At 36.4% G+C, this 18,358-nt stretch carries 15 protein-coding genes and 1 tRNA gene; 11 read left to right on the forward strand and 5 right to left on the reverse strand.

From position 1 onward, the window contains the following. Positions 1-25: 25 nt before the first annotated feature. From VHP32_05365 to VHP32_05380, 4 genes are all read right to left on the reverse strand, one after another. On the reverse strand, positions 26-1,243 hold the full coding sequence (locus VHP32_05365; protein ID HEX2787317.1) for a tetratricopeptide repeat protein: 1,218 nt from the start codon (positions 1,241-1,243) through the stop codon (positions 26-28). 90 nt (positions 1,244-1,333) lie between these two features. Next, positions 1,334-2,509 carry a hypothetical protein gene (locus VHP32_05370; GenBank protein HEX2787318.1) on the reverse strand — a complete coding sequence of 392 codons (1,176 nt, stop codon included), beginning with the start codon at positions 2,507-2,509 and terminating at the stop codon, positions 1,334-1,336. After that, positions 2,476-2,943: a GyrI-like domain-containing protein gene (locus VHP32_05375; GenBank protein HEX2787319.1), complete on the reverse strand. Its 468-nt coding sequence runs from the start codon at positions 2,941-2,943 to the stop codon at positions 2,476-2,478. Before VHP32_05375 ends, VHP32_05370 begins: the two co-directional genes overlap by 34 nt. A 91-nt stretch (positions 2,944-3,034) precedes the next feature. Next, positions 3,035-3,574 (reverse strand): DUF1572 family protein, encoded by a 540-nt coding sequence (locus tag VHP32_05380; protein HEX2787320.1) that lies wholly within the window; start codon positions 3,572-3,574, stop codon positions 3,035-3,037. A 226-nt stretch (positions 3,575-3,800) separates the two neighbouring features. Between VHP32_05380 and VHP32_05385 the strand changes: the two genes are divergently transcribed. The 4 genes from VHP32_05385 to VHP32_05400 all read left to right on the forward strand — a co-directional run bounded on the left by VHP32_05385 (position 3,801) and on the right by VHP32_05400 (position 10,626). Then, positions 3,801-4,217, forward strand: coding sequence for an SRPBCC family protein (locus VHP32_05385; protein ID HEX2787321.1), 417 nt, complete (start codon positions 3,801-3,803; stop codon positions 4,215-4,217). A gap of 503 nt (positions 4,218-4,720) precedes the next feature. Then, the gene (locus VHP32_05390) at positions 4,721-8,413 is read left to right on the forward strand and encodes a vitamin B12-dependent ribonucleotide reductase (protein HEX2787322.1); all 3,693 of its coding nucleotides are present in this window, start codon (positions 4,721-4,723) and stop codon (positions 8,411-8,413) included. Between the two features lie 328 nt (positions 8,414-8,741). Beyond that, on the forward strand, positions 8,742-9,809 hold the full coding sequence (gene recA, locus VHP32_05395) for a recombinase RecA (GenBank protein HEX2787323.1): 1,068 nt from the start codon (positions 8,742-8,744) through the stop codon (positions 9,807-9,809). Between the two features lie 175 nt (positions 9,810-9,984). Beyond that, a complete protein-coding gene (locus tag VHP32_05400; protein ID HEX2787324.1) occupies positions 9,985-10,626 on the forward strand; it encodes a RecX family transcriptional regulator in 642 nt (213 codons plus the stop codon). A 36-nt stretch (positions 10,627-10,662) separates the two neighbouring features. Here the strand turns inward: VHP32_05400 and VHP32_05405 are convergent, their stop codons facing one another. Then, positions 10,663-12,075, reverse strand: coding sequence for a T9SS type A sorting domain-containing protein (locus VHP32_05405; protein ID HEX2787325.1), 1,413 nt, complete (start codon positions 12,073-12,075; stop codon positions 10,663-10,665). A gap of 188 nt (positions 12,076-12,263) precedes the next feature. Here VHP32_05405 and VHP32_05410 point away from each other — a divergent pair. The 7 genes from VHP32_05410 to VHP32_05440 all read left to right on the forward strand — a co-directional run bounded on the left by VHP32_05410 (position 12,264) and on the right by VHP32_05440 (position 18,348). After that, positions 12,264-12,338: transfer RNA gene (locus VHP32_05410), tRNA-Pro, on the forward strand. 105 nt (positions 12,339-12,443) lie between these two features. Then, on the forward strand, positions 12,444-13,472 hold the full coding sequence (locus VHP32_05415; protein HEX2787326.1) for a quinone-dependent dihydroorotate dehydrogenase: 1,029 nt from the start codon (positions 12,444-12,446) through the stop codon (positions 13,470-13,472). Then, the gene (locus tag VHP32_05420) at positions 13,469-14,092 is read left to right on the forward strand and encodes a rhomboid family intramembrane serine protease (protein ID HEX2787327.1); all 624 of its coding nucleotides are present in this window, start codon (positions 13,469-13,471) and stop codon (positions 14,090-14,092) included. The genes VHP32_05415 and VHP32_05420 overlap by 4 nt, the downstream gene beginning before the upstream one ends. 25 nt (positions 14,093-14,117) lie before the next feature. Then, positions 14,118-15,212, forward strand: a complete 1,095-nt coding sequence (locus VHP32_05425; protein HEX2787328.1) for a Re/Si-specific NAD(P)(+) transhydrogenase subunit alpha — start codon at positions 14,118-14,120, stop codon at positions 15,210-15,212. Between the two features lie 90 nt (positions 15,213-15,302). Beyond that, positions 15,303-15,611 carry an NAD(P) transhydrogenase subunit alpha gene (locus tag VHP32_05430; protein ID HEX2787329.1) on the forward strand — a complete coding sequence of 103 codons (309 nt, stop codon included), beginning with the start codon at positions 15,303-15,305 and terminating at the stop codon, positions 15,609-15,611. Between the two features lie 130 nt (positions 15,612-15,741). Continuing rightward, positions 15,742-17,145 (forward strand): NAD(P)(+) transhydrogenase (Re/Si-specific) subunit beta, encoded by a 1,404-nt coding sequence (locus tag VHP32_05435; protein HEX2787330.1) that lies wholly within the window; start codon positions 15,742-15,744, stop codon positions 17,143-17,145. Positions 17,146-17,169: 24 nt separating this feature from the next. Then, the gene (locus tag VHP32_05440; protein HEX2787331.1) at positions 17,170-18,348 is read left to right on the forward strand and encodes a hypothetical protein; all 1,179 of its coding nucleotides are present in this window, start codon (positions 17,170-17,172) and stop codon (positions 18,346-18,348) included. Positions 18,349-18,358: the final 10 nt, after the last annotated feature.

Raw genomic sequence — 18,358 nt, forward strand, 5'->3', positions numbered from 1 at the left:
AAATATATTAATTCTTAAATTTATTTTAATAACCCCAGACTCTGTGTCCGTCGGCGTTGTCTATAAAATAATCTAATTGACCTTTCATTCCGGGTTGTATTCTTAATGCTTCCTTCCAGTCCTCCATTGCCGAATTATATCTTTTGGCTCTATAATATGCTTTACCTCTTGTATAATATGCGTCAAAGTTATTTTTGTCATTTTCTATTACTTTGGTGCAGTCTTCTATTGCAGCCCAGACATCTGCATTTTCAAAATGCGCCATGCCCCTGGCTATATACGCGTACATGTCTTTCGGGTCTTTTTTTATAAGAATGGTATAGTCTTCTACTGCTTCTTCATAATCTCCCGATTTATAGTATGCATCACCCCTGTTTGAATATGCAGGCAAAAAATTGTTATTAAGTGATATTGCTTTATTGAAATCTTTAATTGCATTATCAAACATCTTTCTGTAAGTATAAGCAAGACCCCGGTAATTATATCCACGGAAATCATTAGGAAATTCAACCAGGTATTTTGTAAGAAACTCAATTGCTTCCTGATTTTTTCCCTGTTTTATAGATTTAAGCCCCTGAAGAAAAAGATTAAGAGCTTCCAGCTTTTTTTTGTCCTTGAATGACATTTGGGGAACACTAAATACTTCATTCACAGGTATGGCAAAATTAAGGTTTTCGCCTTTTACTGTTTCGGAAGATACAATTCCTATTATTTCACCCTTTGTATTTATTACAGGACCGCCTTGACCTCCGAAAGAAATGGGGGTAGTTATCTGAATGAACTTTGCATGAATCTCATTTACTTTATTCCTTATACCGCTCAGAATTCCTTCAGTAATGGTTTTGTTAAAACCCAGATGATTTCCAATTGCATAAATTTTTTCACCTGTTTTTATATTATCACTATTGCTAATGGGAACAATAGGGTAATCATTATCCGGTAGTTTGATTAACATCAAATCACGTTCTATGTCAATTCCAATAATCTCAGGTTCTTTTATAGTATCCTTATCTGTTATAACTTCAAAACGTTCATTGCCCGAAAAAAACCTGAAATTGGTTACAATTAATCCGTGGTCTTTTAATATAACACCGGTTGCCTGTTCTGTTTTTTTCCCATCAAAACCATATGCATAAACTGTTGCAATAACGTCTTTATATTTCTGGAATATTTCTTCGGAAGTTAATTCCTGAGCAAAAAGATTGCTTGAAATGAGTAAAACACAGACAAGGGAAAGTATCATCCGGCGCATAGCAAGGGTAATTAAATTGAATAAAATTCAAAAAATTTCTTTGCAGAATCAATACCACAAAAATTACCGTTATTGAAATTTTTACCTTTTACCTATATATAAAACATCGGCATAAAACGAACTATTTGTTGCACACAAAACTAAATATGAGTTGTTTTTATAAAATGTTGTATATGCAAGTCCGGTTTGATATAAGCGCAGCTCCACACTCATTTTATTTCCATTCCAGTTGAAAACAGAGCCGTCCCCAGCGGCAACGAAATCATTCCGCCAACCGGGAAATGTAAATTCATTTAAACCGGTTCCGGCTATTCTAAAGTTTACAATCATTTCAGGTAAAGTTAAGACCTTATTAAGGTTTAAACCGTCAAAGTCATATATATTCCCAATTCCCCATAGACCATACATATGGTTTTCAATTGAGTTAACAAAAGGGCTAAAAAAATCTAATTCAGTACTCGGGCTGAAAGTTTGCTCTTTTGCTATACTCCATGTTCCGCTCTGAAATTTATAGATTCTTAATATAGAAGTGTTTTTTTGTTCGGTATCTTTAGTAGTTGCAGCATAAATTACACCATTTATATTGCTTATGTTGCTGACAAGTCTTGTTGAATCAAACTCATAATGATATACATTGTTGCCTGAAACTCTTAAAGTTTTTCCGCTGGCTCCAGAAAACCATATTTCTCCGTTAGACATCGGGAAAGCAAACAATAAATCAAAATCAGTTCCATAATCAGGGACAGGGACATTTTCTAATGCCGTTCCATTCCATCTTTGAATCATCGGTTTATCGTCTATAATATTGTAACCTCCTATATAAAGCATATTATTGACATTTCCAATACAGGTTGCATTAAAATTATTGTCAGTATATGAAATTGAGTTAAATTGCCTGTCTATGTAAGTAATAAATTGATTGTTCGATTGCCGGATAAAATAAATATGATTTGTATCGACAACACAAAAATCACGAACATTGCTATATGGTATATCTATTCTCTCCCATGTATATCTGGCGGAATCAAAAGTCACTTCAGTATTTGGTGTTACGGGTGAATTGTTACTGCATGAAGTTAGAAACAAAGCGGATAAAAATGCAAAAATTAAAAATAATAAAACAACGGCGGAATTGTTTTTCATGTTATTAGTATTTTGATTAATTATGGCGTAAGTTTTGAATAAACCTTGCTTAAAATAGATAAGTTTCGTTAATTTTTCAATTATTTTATACTGATATGAATTTCTGTAAGCCATTTACTTGAATCCGGCTCGGTCAGCTGGCTTATGACGTAAGTTTCCCATGGCGCGCTTTGCGGCTGAAGATTATTATCTCTGATATAATCAAAAAATGTTTTATAGGCATCTCCAAGCCCTTCATAAGGACCGTAATATGAAGCAACAAGAGTTTTTCCTCCCGGAAGCTCGTTAAGTTTTACTCTTCCGCTTAATTTTATTTCTTTGTCTTTATTAACGGGAGTACCCCCTTCAATCTCCACATCCTTTTCAGTATAACTGTGAAAAATAGTCAGGCACGGAGCTGCTATTGTTAGATTATTTTCTTTTATGACTTCATCAATTTCATCATAAATTTTGCCAAGCGCATCACCAATGCTTTTTGTGTTTGGTTCGCAGTTTTCTCTGATTGATAAAATTGTCTGCGGCTGAAGTTCGCGTGTTTCGATGTTCATATTTGTTTATTAAAATTAATTTTTAATAGGTCAGACATTCCTGTCTGTCCCGACAGGCAAAACGCCTGTCGTACTAATATTATTACTCAATTTATTTCTTATATTTCTCTTCCATCTTTGAATTAAACTCTGCGCTTTTGCCTCTTGGAATCGACAAGCTCCCCCAGCTATTTCTTGCCAGGTGTTTTGCCATATAGACTATTTGCCCGACGTGGTATCCATAATGAGTAAGCTGACGTGTTATTGCCTCAATGACGGTATGCGGCTGGCTTCTTATGTAAATAGTTTTCATAAGGTCATCAGGAGTTAAGCTTCCCACAGCATCGAACACACACTTCCATCCTTTTTCCCATCTTTCGATTATATCATCTTTATCTGTATAAAAAAGTTTTTCAAATTCTTCATCTCTTTTGCGCCATTCTTTTTCTCCGTCACTTGTTAAAAAATCTGTCCACCGCGATAGCATGTTACCGCTTATGTGGCGAATTATTATTGCAATGCTGTTTGTCTCTTCATCCGGCTGAAAGAAAAAATCTTCATCCTTGATTTGCGAAAAAGATTTATCGCCGAGTTTTTTTAAATCTTCAAATTCTTTTATGCTGCTCTTTAAAAAATTTTCTCCGCTTGTCATTTTTTCTTAAACTGTTTAATGAAATTAAGAATTTTTAAGTTTATTTAAACCTTAAACTTTTAGCTTTTAATGTTAAAAATTGGGCATGTTATTTTCATTTTATTTATGAATGAGTTAATGTAATTTTTTACATACCAAACATATTGTTTTTATGCTGCCTTATATGCTCAGAACGATATAAAAACAGCGTATTTTTAAACCTAAAAACCTCAAAAAGAAAGCTAAAATGGACAAAAAAGCAATTACAGTAGAAACAGTTGTAAACGCACCTGTAGATAAAGCATGGGAATCCTGGACTAAACCTGAGCATATTACAAAATGGAATTTTGCATCCGACGATTGGGAATCACCAGCGGGAGAAAATGATTTACGAACAGGCGGAAAGTTCAAAGCAAGAATGCAGGCAAAAGACGGAAGCTCAGGATTTGATTTCGGCGGAACATATACCAATGTAAAAACAAATGAACTTATTGAATATGATATGGATGATAACAGACATGTGAAAGTTGAATTCACTCCCGTTGAAGGAGGAACAAAAGTTACTGAAACATTTGATATGGAAAATACTCACAGTGAAGAATTACAAAGAAACGGATGGCAGGCAATTTTAAATAATTACAAAAAACATACCGAGTCGGTTTAAACAGACCGGTAAAAATAATTTTATAATTAATAGAGCAGTTTATAAACTTGGTTTGGTTATATTAAAATCTTAGACCTTTGTCAATAGTTGCAAATGAAAAATTTTTGGCAGGTGAAAAGAAAAATTTTACCATTTGGTGACACTCGGATAAAAATTAGTTAAAAGTCAATAGTGAAATTTTCAATTTACCCTTTGCATTTATAAAACAGTTCTATTAATTTTGATATAACAACTCAACTCACAGAACATCAAAATTAATTGAGAGAAAAATTTAACAAGGATAACCGATACAATAATCTAAGACTGAACATAAAAATAAGTTTGTAAAAAATAATGCGTCCAACACGGGTTCATTGCCTTTGTTGGATTTTTTTTCTGTAAAAAGTTTTTAAAAGGGTTTCTGGTTTTAATGAAGGGTGAAGAAAAAAATTTTAGTGAACAAATCTTCAGAGAATTTTCTCCGCAAAAAAATTTTAATACAAATAATTTTAACATAAGTAATAATGAAAGTTAACAGGTTGCTAATACCTAATTCCGTAAAAGCTTCAGAAGCTATTGAGTATGAAAAAAGAACTTCTATCATACGCAACCCTGACGGCTCTGTTGTTTTCGAAATGAATGACATCATTATTCCGAAACACTGGTCACAGGTTGCAACTGATATTATTGCTCAAAAATATTTCCGCAAAGCGGGAGTTCCAAAATATCTAAAGACTATTAAAGAGGAAGGCATTCCTGACTGGCTTTGTCCTTCCGAACCGGATTTGGACAAATTGGGTCCTCTTTCTGAAGACGAAAGATTCACCTCAGAGGTCGATTCCAGGCAGGTTTTCCACAGATTAGCCGGATGCTGGACATATTGGGGCTGGAAATACGGTTATTTTGATAAGGAAGAAGATGCCAAAAATTTCTATGACGAGCTTTTTTATATGCTTGCAAAACAAATGGCAGCTCCTAATTCGCCTCAATGGTTCAATACGGGTTTGAACTGGGCTTATGGAATTTCAGGTCCGTCTCAGGGACACTTTTATGTTGACCCGAGCACAAAACAATTAGTTGTATCTTCGGATGCATATACACATCCGCAGCCGCATGCATGTTTCATTCAATCAGTCAGTGATGATTTAGTGAACGAAGGCGGCATCATGGATTTGTGGGTTCGTGAAGCAAGATTGTTCAAATACGGTTCAGGAACAGGTTCTAATTTTTCTAACTTAAGAGGTTCAGGCGAGTCACTCAGCGGCGGCGGTCGTTCATCGGGATTAATGTCGTTTCTAAAAATCGGTGACAGAAGCGCAGGAGCTATTAAGTCAGGCGGAACAACAAGACGCGCTGCAAAAATGGTTACGCTCGACCTTGACCATCCTGATATTGAAGAATATGTCAATTGGAAAGTTGTCGAAGAGCAAAAAGTTGCCGACCTTGTTGTCGGTTCAAAAGTTTTAAACATTCATCTTAATAAAGTAATCAAAGCTTGCCACAGTGTTCATCCTGAAAATGACGGCTTCGACAGAAAGAGCAATAAAGTTTTAGCAGCAGCAATTTCCGAAGCAAAGCGTGCTTTGATTCCTGCCAATTATATAGAGAGAGTTATTCAGCTTGCAAAGCTTGGTTATAAAGAGATTTTTATTCCTATTTATGACATAGACTGGAATTCGGAAGCTTACATGACTGTCTCCGGACAGAACTCAAACAACAGCGTTCGCGCAAACAACGAGTTCATGGAAGCTGTTAAAAATGACAGCGACTGGAATTTATATTTCAGAACCGAGCTTAAAAAAGCAGCAAAAGAAGGACGTGCTCCGAAACCTTGCAAGACTTTAAAGGCAAGAGAGCTTTGGGAAGAAATTGCATATTCTGCATGGGCTTGCGCAGACCCGGGAATTCAATTCCATACCACTATTAATGAGTGGCATACCTGTCCCGAAGGCGGAGAAATCAAAGCATCAAATCCATGCTCTGAGTATATGTTCCTCGATGATACTGCTTGTAATCTTGCATCACTTAACCTTGTAACATTCTTCGATGAAAAAGAAGGCAAGTTTGAAATCGAGAAATATCGTCATGCAACAAGATTATGGACAATCGTTCTTGAAGTCAGTGTATTAATGGCTCAGTTTCCGAGTAAAGAAATTGCCCAGTTATCATACGATTACAGAACGCTCGGTCTTGGATATGCAAATCTCGGCGCTCTATTAATGAGACAGGGAATTCCTTATGACTCAAATGAAGCTCTTGCAATCACAGGTGCTTTAACCTGTATTTTGCACATGACATCTTATGCGACCTCAGCACAGATGGCAAAGGAACTCGGACCATTTCCGAGATATAAAGAGAACGAAGAAAACATGCTTCGCGTTATCAGAAATCACAGGCGCGCTGCATATAACATAAACCAGCATGAGTATGAAGGTCTTACAATATATCCTGTTGGAATTGAAAAGAAATACTGTCCTGATGATTTATTGAAAGCTGCAAGAGAAGATGCCGATAGAGCATATAACCTTGGCGAGAAATACGGCTACAGAAACGCTCAGGTAACCGTTATTGCTCCGACAGGAACAATCGGACTTCTTATGGACTGCGATACAACGGGGGTTGAACCTGATTTTGCTTTGGTGAAATTTAAAAAACTTGCCGGCGGCGGTTACTTCAAGATTATAAACGAATCCGTACCACCAGCATTGAAAAACCTCGGTTATACCGAAAATGAAATTGAAGACATTATTAAGTACACAAAGGGGCACGGCTCGCTAATCGGATGTCCGCATATCAATCCTCAGTCTTTAATAGAAAAAGGTTTCACTAAAGAAATAATAAAGAATATAGAGAAACAATTACCGACTGCTTTTGATATTAATTTTGTGTTCAATAAACATTCATTAGGCGCAGGATTCTGCATGAACGTTCTCGGATTCTCAGAAGAACAGCTTGATGATTTTAATTTTAATATACTAAGAGCTCTTGGTTTCTCGAAAGAGCAGATTGATGAAGCAAATGATTATGTTTGCGGAACTATGACGATTGAAGGTTCTCCTCACTTGAAAGAAGAGCATTATGCGATTTTTGACTGCGCAAATAAATGCGGTAAAAAAGGTACAAGGTACATTCACGCTAATGCGCACATAAAGATTATGGCTGCAGCTCAGCCGTTTATTTCGGGGGCGATTTCAAAGACTATTAATCTTCCGAACGAAGCGACCATCGAAGACATGAAAAGCGCATATATGATGTCATGGTCATTATGCTTAAAGGCAAATGCTCTATATAGAGACGGCTCTAAGCTGTCACAGCCGCTTAATTCCATGACTGACGATGAAGAAGGTGATGATACTGAGGAAACACTTACACCGGCAGACCTTTCAAAGGCAGCATCAGGCGGCGGAGACATTGTAAAAGTTGCTGAGAAAATCATTCACAGATACATTGCCAAACGCAGAAAGCTTCCTTACAGAAGAAAAGGATATACTCAAAAAGCAAAAATCGGAAACCATTCTGTTTATTTAAGAACAGGTGAGTATGACAACGGTCAGCTTGGTGAAATTTTCATCGATATGCACAGGGAAGGCGCCGCATTCAGAAGCTTAATGAACTGTTTCGCGATTGCGATTTCTCTCGGACTTCAGCATGGCGTTCCGCTGGATGAGTTCGTTGATGCGTTTGTTTATACAAGATTTGAACCGAACGGAATTGTCATCGGTAATCCGAAAATTAAAATGACGACTTCCATCATCGATTATATTTTCAGAGAGCTTGCAGTAACGTATCTCTCAAGAACCGACCTTTCACACATCGAGGAAGAAGAATTGAGAGGACCTATTGATGCAATTGCAAAAATAGATGATGAAGATTATGATGAAGAAGAAATTTTCTTGGAAAGATTCTATGATGCAAAGAAAGACGATACTATTTCAGATCCGTCGATAAAGATAAAGCCGGTTTCAAATGATAATGATGCACAGTCTTCATCTGCACCTCAGATGAAAAGCACTGCAGCAACAGTTACAGCCGTAAAGCCAAAGGTTGCAGTTTCTCCAATGTCATCTAACGGTGAGTCTAATGCAGATAAAATCAGACAGGCAAAGCTTAAAGGTTACACAGGTGACATTTGTACGAACTGCCAGTCAATTACGATGGTAAGAAACGGCACTTGTCTGAAATGCGAAACATGTGGCGAAACCTCGGGCTGTTCATAAGATTAAAGCAATAACCACCCTGATAAATTCAGGTGTTATATATTAAAATACCCGCTAAACGCGGGTATTTTTTTGCCCAAAAAACTATAAAAATTGTTCAATTTCAGCATTATGGGTAAATTTATGGCTTAATTATTTAAGGTATTTAAAATTTTGTTTTTATTTTAAAAAAAGATTATTACATTATAAGTAATTAAAAACAAAGTTTTCACATCATGCGCAGATTCAAATAAAGGAAAGAAATTTATTCTAACAAAATTAGAATAACAATTGATTTGTTTCCTGTATATTTGAATAAGAAAATTTTAAAACTATAACAAACAAAATTATGTCAGACGAAAAAACAAACCGCCTCCGTTCATTAGATATAGCAATGGAGCAGATTGAAAAAGACCACGGACGCGGAACAATAATGCGTCTTGGTGATAAACCGATTGCAAAAATTTCTTCGATTTCAACCGGCTCTATTTCACTTGATGCTGCGCTTGGCATCGGCGGAGTTCCGAGAGGAAGAATAATTGAAATTTACGGTCCTGAGTCTTCAGGTAAAACCACGCTTTGTCTTCACATAATTGCCGAAGCTCAAAGACAGGGAGGACTTGCTGCGTTCATTGATACAGAGCATGCTCTTGATACTTCATACGGTCAGAAGCTTGGTGTTGACGTAAGCAATCTTCTTGTATCTCAGCCGGAATATGGTGAGCAAGCGCTTGAAATCTGCGAAACTCTTGTTAGAAGCAATGCGCTTGATGTTATTGTTGTTGATTCTGTTGCTGCTTTGACACCCCGAGCTGAAATTGAAGGCGAGATGGGTGATGCAGTTATGGGCATGCAGGCAAGATTGATGTCACAGGCGCTCAGAAAGCTAACTGCAGCGGTTGCAAAATCAAACGTTGTTTTGATTTTTACTAACCAGCTTCGTGATAAAATCGGTGTTATGTTCGGAAGTCCCGAAACAACAACCGGCGGTAAAGCTTTGAAATTCTATGCGTCAATCAGAATGGACATAAGAAGAATAGGACAAATCAAAGACGGAACAGATGTAACAGGTAACAGAACAAAAGTAAAAATAGTTAAGAACAAAGTTGCTCCTCCGTTCAAAGAAGTTGAATTCGATATCTTATACAACGAAGGAATTTCGAAAGTCGGTGACCTTATCGATGTTGCCGTTTCAAAAGAAATCATCAAAAAAGGCGGTGCTTGGTTCACTTATGAGGATTACAGAGTTCAGGGACGTGACGGACTCAAAAAGATGTTTATTGATAATCCTGACTTAGCTGATAAGGTTCTCAACCAAATCAGAGAAAGTATGGGCTTGGTTAATGGTGCAGCTGTAAATGGAAATAGTGTTGATGAACTCGCAAAAGAAACCGTAAAAGAAAAGAAATCTAAGTAGTTTAAAAACTGAATGCAGCGAAGTCCGATTTGCCGGGATTTATAAAGCATACTAAGAATTAGTAGAGACGCAAGATTTTGCGTCTCTATTTTATTTTATACCCCTTCCATATTAAATTTTTATTGCTTCAAATTTACCTCATTTAGCTTCTCATTTGTTTTTTATATTTTGCGGTATGATAATTACTGAAATTACAAGACAGGAGAAAGATAAGAACCGCTGCAGTATTTTTATAGAGGATAGATTTTTTATGGGAATTTATGAAGATACTTTGGTTAAATTTCGTCTTCGTAAAGGTGACGAAGTTACAGAGCAGGCGATAAAAGAAATAAAGCTTTATGATGAAATAAATTTCGGCAAGAAAACGGCATTGAAATATCTCGCATACAAACCGCGCAGTAAAAAAGAAATTGAAAAGAAATTAACTGCACTGAAGCTCTCTGAAAATTCAATTAAAGAAGTAATAAACTGGCTTGAGAACATTCGATATCTGAACGACGACCATTATTCCAAGTTATTAATTGAGAGCAAAACTATCAGAAAACCTATAGGAAGAAGATTGCTAATACAAAAGCTCCTGCAATCAGGAATCGAAAAAGAGACTATAGAAAAAAACATTCTTGAATTATATCCCGGAGAGAAAGAACAGAAAGCAGCAGTTACGGTTCTGAAAAAATATTCCAAAAAGGTGAAAGCGAAAAATGAAACCGAAAGGAAGCGAAAATGTTTTCAATATTTATTATCCAGGGGATTCGAATATGGCGTAGTTACGGAAGCAATGAAAGAGCTTGAAACAAAAATCCCTTCAGAAAAATAAATTCCTGAAGGGATTTATAAAAAATACAGATAAATTTTATTTTACTAATATCATTTTTTTCGTTTCGCGGAAGTTATTTGCAGTTAGTGTATAAAAATATATTCCGCTGTTCAAATTTGAGGCATTAAACTTAACGTTGTAGCTTCCGGGATTCATTTTCTGATTAACAAGATTTGCAACTTCTCTTCCTGTTGCGTCATAAACTTTCAATTGAACCTGCCCTGTCTCTGCAATTTTAAACTCAATATTTGTTTCAGGATTGAAGGGATTAGGATAGTTATTTCCTAATTTGTAACCATCTGCAATATTGCTTGTCTGAACAGGATTGATGCCAACCAGAATGTCTGAATTATATAATCCGAAATACTGAAAGTTTGCAGCAGCAGCAACCGTTCTTATCAAAGCTCCTGTGGTGCCGTTCATTTCGTGGACACCTGCTGCATTTGTTACCATAAAGTTTCCATTCGGGAGCTGCCATGCACCACGGAGACCCGTAACTGTCTGAAAAGTATTGATAATATTTGCACCTGTGGAATCAGTAATTAATAAACCCGATGTCGTTGTACCGCTGAAGAAACAGGTTGCAATGTTTCCATTACTCAATTTTATTATTTGCTGTGCAAAGCTTAAGCTTGATGTAATGAAAGTGCCCAAGGGTGCTCCGGTTAAATCATAACGTGTTACATCGGCAGTTCCGCTTGAATTCGTTATAAGCACGTCTGAGGTTCTTTCCAAAACTGCAAACGGACTGTTCAAGCTTGCTGTTATAAAAGTAGTTACAAGATTTCCTGATGTATCAAATTCCTGAATTTTATTTCCCCCATCAGCCGATGAAACGAGAAGATTTTTGTTTGGTCTGAAAGCTGCACCTCTTACGTTGTTAAGTATTGTGGTATTAACGCCTCCTGCAGGAGCAAATACGTTCACATATGCACCTGTTGTGTCAAATAACTGAACTACGTCTGATACCTGGTCGGCTACAACAACTTTTCCGTCCCAGGGACGCTGAAGCGCATGTTTCGGACTTTGAAGCTGTGGATTGGTTACGGGTATGAACGTAGGGTCAACCAAATCTCCTGTTATGGCATCAAAAGCATAAACCTGATCAGCCCATTCGGGAACAAGCAGAAACATATTCAAACCGCTTCTGTTTGAATATTGCAAATCATAAACTCCGCCTGTGTTATCAACTACTCTTTTATCACCATAAACAAGTTTTGAAGTGCTTAAATCAAACGAACTTTCGACCTCATCAAAAAACATTACTCCGCAGTTATCATAAATATTCACAAGATTTCTCATCACGGCATAAACTATTTTGCCGTCTTCAAATCCTTTTGCGACAATGAGTTTTTTATCTCGGGTATAAATTTCCAAAGGAATCCCATCATTTAAGCATTTTGCTCTTAAATCAAGCAATATAGACGGATTTCTTTCAAAATTGTTCATTAAATCAGTAAAACTTACTCTCGGTGCAGCGAACGAAATTTGTGAAATAAAGAGGAAAAGAAGAATTAGTTTTAAAAATTTCATAATTTTTAAGTTTAATTAATAAAAAGAAGGACAGGGTTCGTTAATTTAATACAAATTCCATTGTTTAAAAATCCCAAATTGAGTATTTTTATAATTCAGCAATTCGGAGCGTAGCGTAGCCCGGTTATCGCGCATGCCTTGGGAGCATGAGGTCGCAAGTTCGAATCTTGCCGCTCCGACAAAGCCCTAAATGAAAATTTAGGGCTTTTTTGTTTTATTTTGTGGCTTTCGTGTTTTGTCAAAAAACAGGATATTTGTATAAACAATAATCATTTAAATTATTATTGTATAAACTTCTAATCCGTCCCATCTTTTTTCTTTTCGATTCCGAAAAAATTCATAATTTCACGCTATTTATAATTTCACGGTTTACGTTTCTCTATCCAGTTTTCAAATTAATATATTCTCCTTCTAAAAATTGTTCATTGCAAATTGCAAATTGCACATTCAAAAGCCCTCTCGGGCTTGCGGCAGGTTTTGATAAAAACGGAGTTGCGTTGAGGTTTTGGGATGCAGTTGGCTTTTCTTATGTTGAAGTCGGAACTGTTACACCTCTGGGGCAGCCGGGAAATCCGAAGCCGAGGATTTTCCGTCTTAAAAAAGAAAAAGCGTTGATAAATCGTCTTGGTTTTAATAATAAAGGCGCAGACGAAATCAGAAAAAATATTCTTGAAGCAAAACCAAAACTAAAAAATGGTTTGGTTGTCGGGGTGAATATCGGGAAAAATAAACATACCTCCATTATTAATGCGGTGACTGACTACAAAATTTGTTTCGAAAAACTTTTCGATGCCGCAGATTATTTTACTGTAAACATTTCCTCACCTAATACAAAATCTCTTCGTGACCTTCACAATAAAGAATATCTCGATAATCTTTTAGCTGAAATTCAGAATTTGAATTTACAGCTTGCTGCTAAACATGGAGTTCATCCTAAAAATATTTTTTTAAAAATTTCCCCTGATTTGGAAAGCGAAGAAGTTGAGGAAGTTTATGATTTTGTTTGTAAGCATAATTTTACCGGTATAATAGCCACAAATACAACGGTTTCACGTTCAAATCTTGGACAAAAATCTGATGAACAAGGTGGATTAAGCGGAAAACCGCTAAAACCGATAGCTGATAAAATTTTGCATATGTTAAATGAATTAAATTTAAAAAATCAAAATAAGAAGTTAATTTTAATTGGTGTTGGAGGTGTGTTCTCAAAACAGGATTTTGAGGATAAGACCAAAAACGGTGCCTCGCTTGTTCAGGTTTATACGGGCTTCATTTACGAAGGTCCTGGTATAATAAAAAAGATTCTAAGATGACTTCAATTGCTGATTCACCTGTAACAATTACGTTAATTTTTGCAAATGCTGCAATTTCAATGTGGGCTTTTTATTCCAATCCCATTTATTATGAGAAACTTGCAGAAAGGCCTTATGAAATTGTTTATGAGAAAAAATTCTATCAGATGTTTACGTCTGCATTTCTTCATGCAGATTACTTTCATTTGTTTTTTAATATGTATGCTTTATATATATTTGGAACAATACTTGAACCATTCTGGAATGAAGAATTTGGTTTTGCAACAGGAAGCTTAATATTTGCTGCGGTTTATTTCATCAGCTTATTGTTTAGTTCGCTTTTAACTGTTCTGCTTCATTATAAAGACAGAAACTACGCTGCAGTTGGTGCATCTGGCGCAGTTGAAGGAATAGTATTTGCTTTTGTTGTTTATGCTCCTTTTTCCACATTGGCTTTCTTTTTTATTCCTATGCCTGCCTGGCTTTTTGCATTACTGTATTTAGGTTTTACAATATATGGAGTAAGAACCCGTCTTGGAAATATAGGTCATGCGGCTCATCTTGGAGGTGCAATTGCTGGTTTTTTCTTTACACTTTTTTGTATTCCCGGGGCAATGGATTATTTTTTAAGTAATTTTTAAATTATAAATTAATCAATAACGATTAATGATTCTTTCCGTTTTAAAAGAAGAAAACGATAACCGCGTGGCTCTTATTCCCGAGCATGTGCAGCAATTTGCAAAGCTTGGTGCGGAACTATGGATTGAAAATTCCGCAGGCGACCGCGCATTTTTCTTTGATGATGATTACAAAAACGCAGGAGCATTAATAAAATCGAAAGATGAAATTTTAAAATCTTCGGATATAATCCTGAAAGTGAATGCTCCCGTTGTTGATAATATTTCTTCAATAAAACAGAATTTAATCTTCATAGGAATTTTAAGGCCGTTTCAGAATAAATCACTTACGGAATTTTTTGCATCAAAAAACATAACATCATTTTCTCTTGAGCTAATGCCGCGCATAACCCGCGCGCAGATTATGGATGTGCTTTCATCTCAGGCAAATATTGCGGGATACAAAGCAGTGCTGATTGCTGCGGATAATCTGCCGAGATATTTCCCTATGCTCACGACTGCCGCAGGGAGCATTCCTCCGGCAAAAGTTCTTATTATCGGTGCAGGCGTCGCAGGGCTTCAGGCAATTGCAACTGCAAAGCGTTTGGGAGCAGTAGTTGAGGTGTTTGATACCCGGTCGGCTGTTGAAGAAGAAGTGAAAAGCTTGGGAGCAAAGTTCATAAAAATCGAAGGCGCAAAAGAAGATAAAGCTGCCGGTGGTTATGCAGTCGAGCAGTCAGAGGATTTTTTAAAACGCCAGAGTGAAGCAGTTCATAACAGTGCAATAAAATCGGATGCGGTAATTACAACCGCTCAGATCCCCAACAAGAAAGCACCGATATTAATTTACAAAAACACAATCGAGAAAATGAAAAAGGGAAGCGTTATCGTTGATCTTGCTTCATCGACAGGAGGAAATACTGAACTGACTGAAAACAATAAAACAATCAATATTAACGGTGTGACAATAATAGGAAATTCAAATCTTGCATCTCTTGTGCCGTCGGATGCGAGCAAGCTTTTAAGTAAAAACATTTTTAATTTTATGAAGCTGTTTTTAAAAGACGGACAGATAAATCTGGATTTTAATGATGTTATAATACAGCAGACTTGCGTAACCGCAAACGGTGAAGTAAAGATTTAGTTCAATTAACAATGTGCAATTTGTAATGAGCAATTAAAAAATTTTCAGCGTAATTCATAAAAAAATCATAATAAATCAGCGTCAAAAAACATGGAGCAGTTAATTCAATTTCTCGGCGAAAACATAAATTCAGTTTATATAATCATACTTTCTATTTTTCTCGGTATTGAAGTGATTTCAAAAGTGCCGTCAATTTTGCACACGCCGCTTATGTCGGGTGCAAATGCCATTCACGGCGTTGTAATTATCGGAGCAATAATTGTTATGGGACTTGCAGACCCGAATGATATTCTTTCGCTCACGCTGGGATTTCTTGCGGTGATTTTCGGGACGCTTAACGTTGTCGGCGGATTTGTCGTAACCGACCGCATGCTTGAGATGTTTAAGAAGAAAAAATAATTTAGTTTGTAAAGTTTGAAAGTTCATCAAGTTCATAAAGTTTAATGGAAGTCATTCCCGCGCAGGCGGGAATCCCAAGCTGTTAAAATAAATTGTTGATTATACTCAATCATCCAATCAGCGTTGAAAAATTTTGAATAATATTCTTGAAATATCATACTTAATTGCCTCTGTAACTTTCATTCTCGGTTTAAAGATGCTTGGCAAGCCGGAAACTGCGCGCAAGGGCAACCTTATCGCGGCAGGCGGGATGACCCTCGCAATAATTGCAACGATATTTCTTTATGAAAACAATGAAGGTATCAGATTAGGGAATTATCTCTGGATTTTCGGCGGCATAATTATCGGTTCCATTGCCGGGACAATTGCTGCACGTCGTGTGCAGATGACCGCAATGCCGCAGATGGTATCGCTTTTCAACGGACTCGGCGCGCTTTGCGTGGCAATCATTTCTTTCTTGGAATATTTTCATTCTTATCAATTTGCTGCACCGGTATTCAACGTAAAATTTCTCATAATTCTTGCAGGACTTGTAATCGGTTCGGTTTCGTTTTCGGGAAGCATGATTGCTTACGGAAAGCTGGAAGGAAAAATTAAAGATTTTCATTTTCCGTTCAACCAGGTTCTGAATATTTTAATTCTTCTTGTGATTTTAGTTTTGCTTGCGATTCCCGTATTCGGAGCAAATCACTCGCTCAATATTTTATATGCCATAACAATTCTTTCGCTTTTATACGGATTAACTTTTGTTTTTCCAATCGGAGGTGCAGATATGCCGGTTGTAATTTCATTGCTTAATTCATTCACGGGCATTGCTGCCGCGCTCGGCGGATTCTTATATGATAACCAGGTGATGCTGACGGGCGGTATTCTTGTCGGCTCATCGGGAACAATACTCACGATTTTAATGTGCAAGGCGATGAACCGCTCCCTTGCAAACGTAATTGTCGGCTCGTGGAAATCACAGGGAGGACCTTCCTCAGCTCACAAAGAGGTTAAAGGAAGCATAAAAGAAATTTCCGTTTCCGATACGGCTGTTCTGCTTGCTTATTCAAAATCGGTTGTCATCGTTCCGGGTTACGGACTTGCCGTTGCTCAGGCGCAGCACGTAACCAAAGAGCTGGAGGCACTGCTTGAAGAGAAAGGCGTTGAGGTTAAATATGCAATTCATCCGGTTGCGGGAAGAATGCCGGGACACATGAACGTTCTGCTTGCAGAAGCCGACGTGCCTTATGACAAGCTATATGAAATGGAGCAGATAAACCCCGAATTTGTAAAAACCGATGTTGTCCTGATTTTAGGCGCAAACGATGTTGTTAATCCTGCCGCTCTCACCGACCCTTCCTCGCCGATTTACGGAATGCCGATTCTCGAAGTAATAAACGCAAAAAATATAATCGTCAATAAACGAAGCATGTCCGCAGGATATGCCGGCATTGATAACGAGCTCTTCTATAACGACAAAACCAAAATGCTCTTTGGTGATTCGAAAAAAATTTTGTCAGAGTTGGTAAGTGAAGTGAAGGGGTTGTAAAAATTTTAATTGTAAAAATAATTTATGAGAAAAATCATATTGTTTTTTCTTTTGGTTTTATCAAACTACGTATATTCACAATCTGATCCTAATAAAACATTGCAAGCTCTGTTTGAAGAAAATAAATTTCAAGAAGTAATATCGGAAAAAAATAAATATAATGAAGATGAATTTGATGATAAAACATTATATGAAATAGGTCGTTCATTTTTTTATTTAGAAGATTTCAATAGTGCTATGTCATATTTTGAAAAAGCATATTTAAAAGATCCGGAATTTGCAGCAATTACTTATTATATAGGACTTTGTTATCTTTTTATGAATAATGAAAATAAAGCACTTGAAAAATTTAACGAAGCAATTGCCATTTCTGAGAATAAACAGTTCTATATAATAGAAAAAATTGCATTACTTGATGAAACTAATAGAAAGGAAGAGGCTTTTGCTCTTGCTGATAGTATCTACAAAGCTGATACTGCGTTATACACTAAAGGATATTTTTATTTGGCAAAGTTATATTTGCTTGAAAAAAATGATTCCAAAACTGCTCTTGAAATATTAAATGAAGGTAAAAGCAAAAAAGATACAGAGAATGATTTTTATCTTTCAATATTGGATATGATAGGAATATTGGAAGCTGAAGATAAAAATTATACTGTTTCAAACGAAAACCTGATTGAGCTTATAAAGCTTGATTCCACTATATACAAAGCATATCCATATATTATAAGAAATTATTTTGCACTTGGAAATCATGATGATGCAAGTCCATACAGGAAAATTTTATACGATGCATATGAGAAAGGTTTGTTAACTGATATTAAGGGGTTGAGAAAGGAATATAGGTTTGATGAATTCAAATGGAAAAATTACGATGTGTTGGCTTATGAAACTTTTGCGTTTCCTGACCCTGAAAAAGAATATCCTTTTTATAAACAAACATACTATGTATATCGGGAAAATAGCGACAGCTTGGAATTTACAATTCAGACGGAATTACTTTTTGGAACCGGCGGAGATGTTGAACCCATTTATGTATTAGGTAAGAGTTTGCGAAAAGACGGCGTTTATTATCACGCAACTTACGGGACGTTAAATTTCAAAGAGCCGGTTGATTATAAAAAGCTTAAAGAAGGAGTGCTAAAAGTTTTAAATGAAGAAGTCTCACCGACATCTTCAAGCACTAAGAAGATTAATAAATAACAAACCCCCA

The sequence above is a fragment of the Ignavibacteria bacterium genome, from assembly GCA_036262055.1.
Lineage (GTDB): Bacteria > Bacteroidota > Ignavibacteria > Tepidaquicellales > Tepidaquicellaceae > DATAJP01.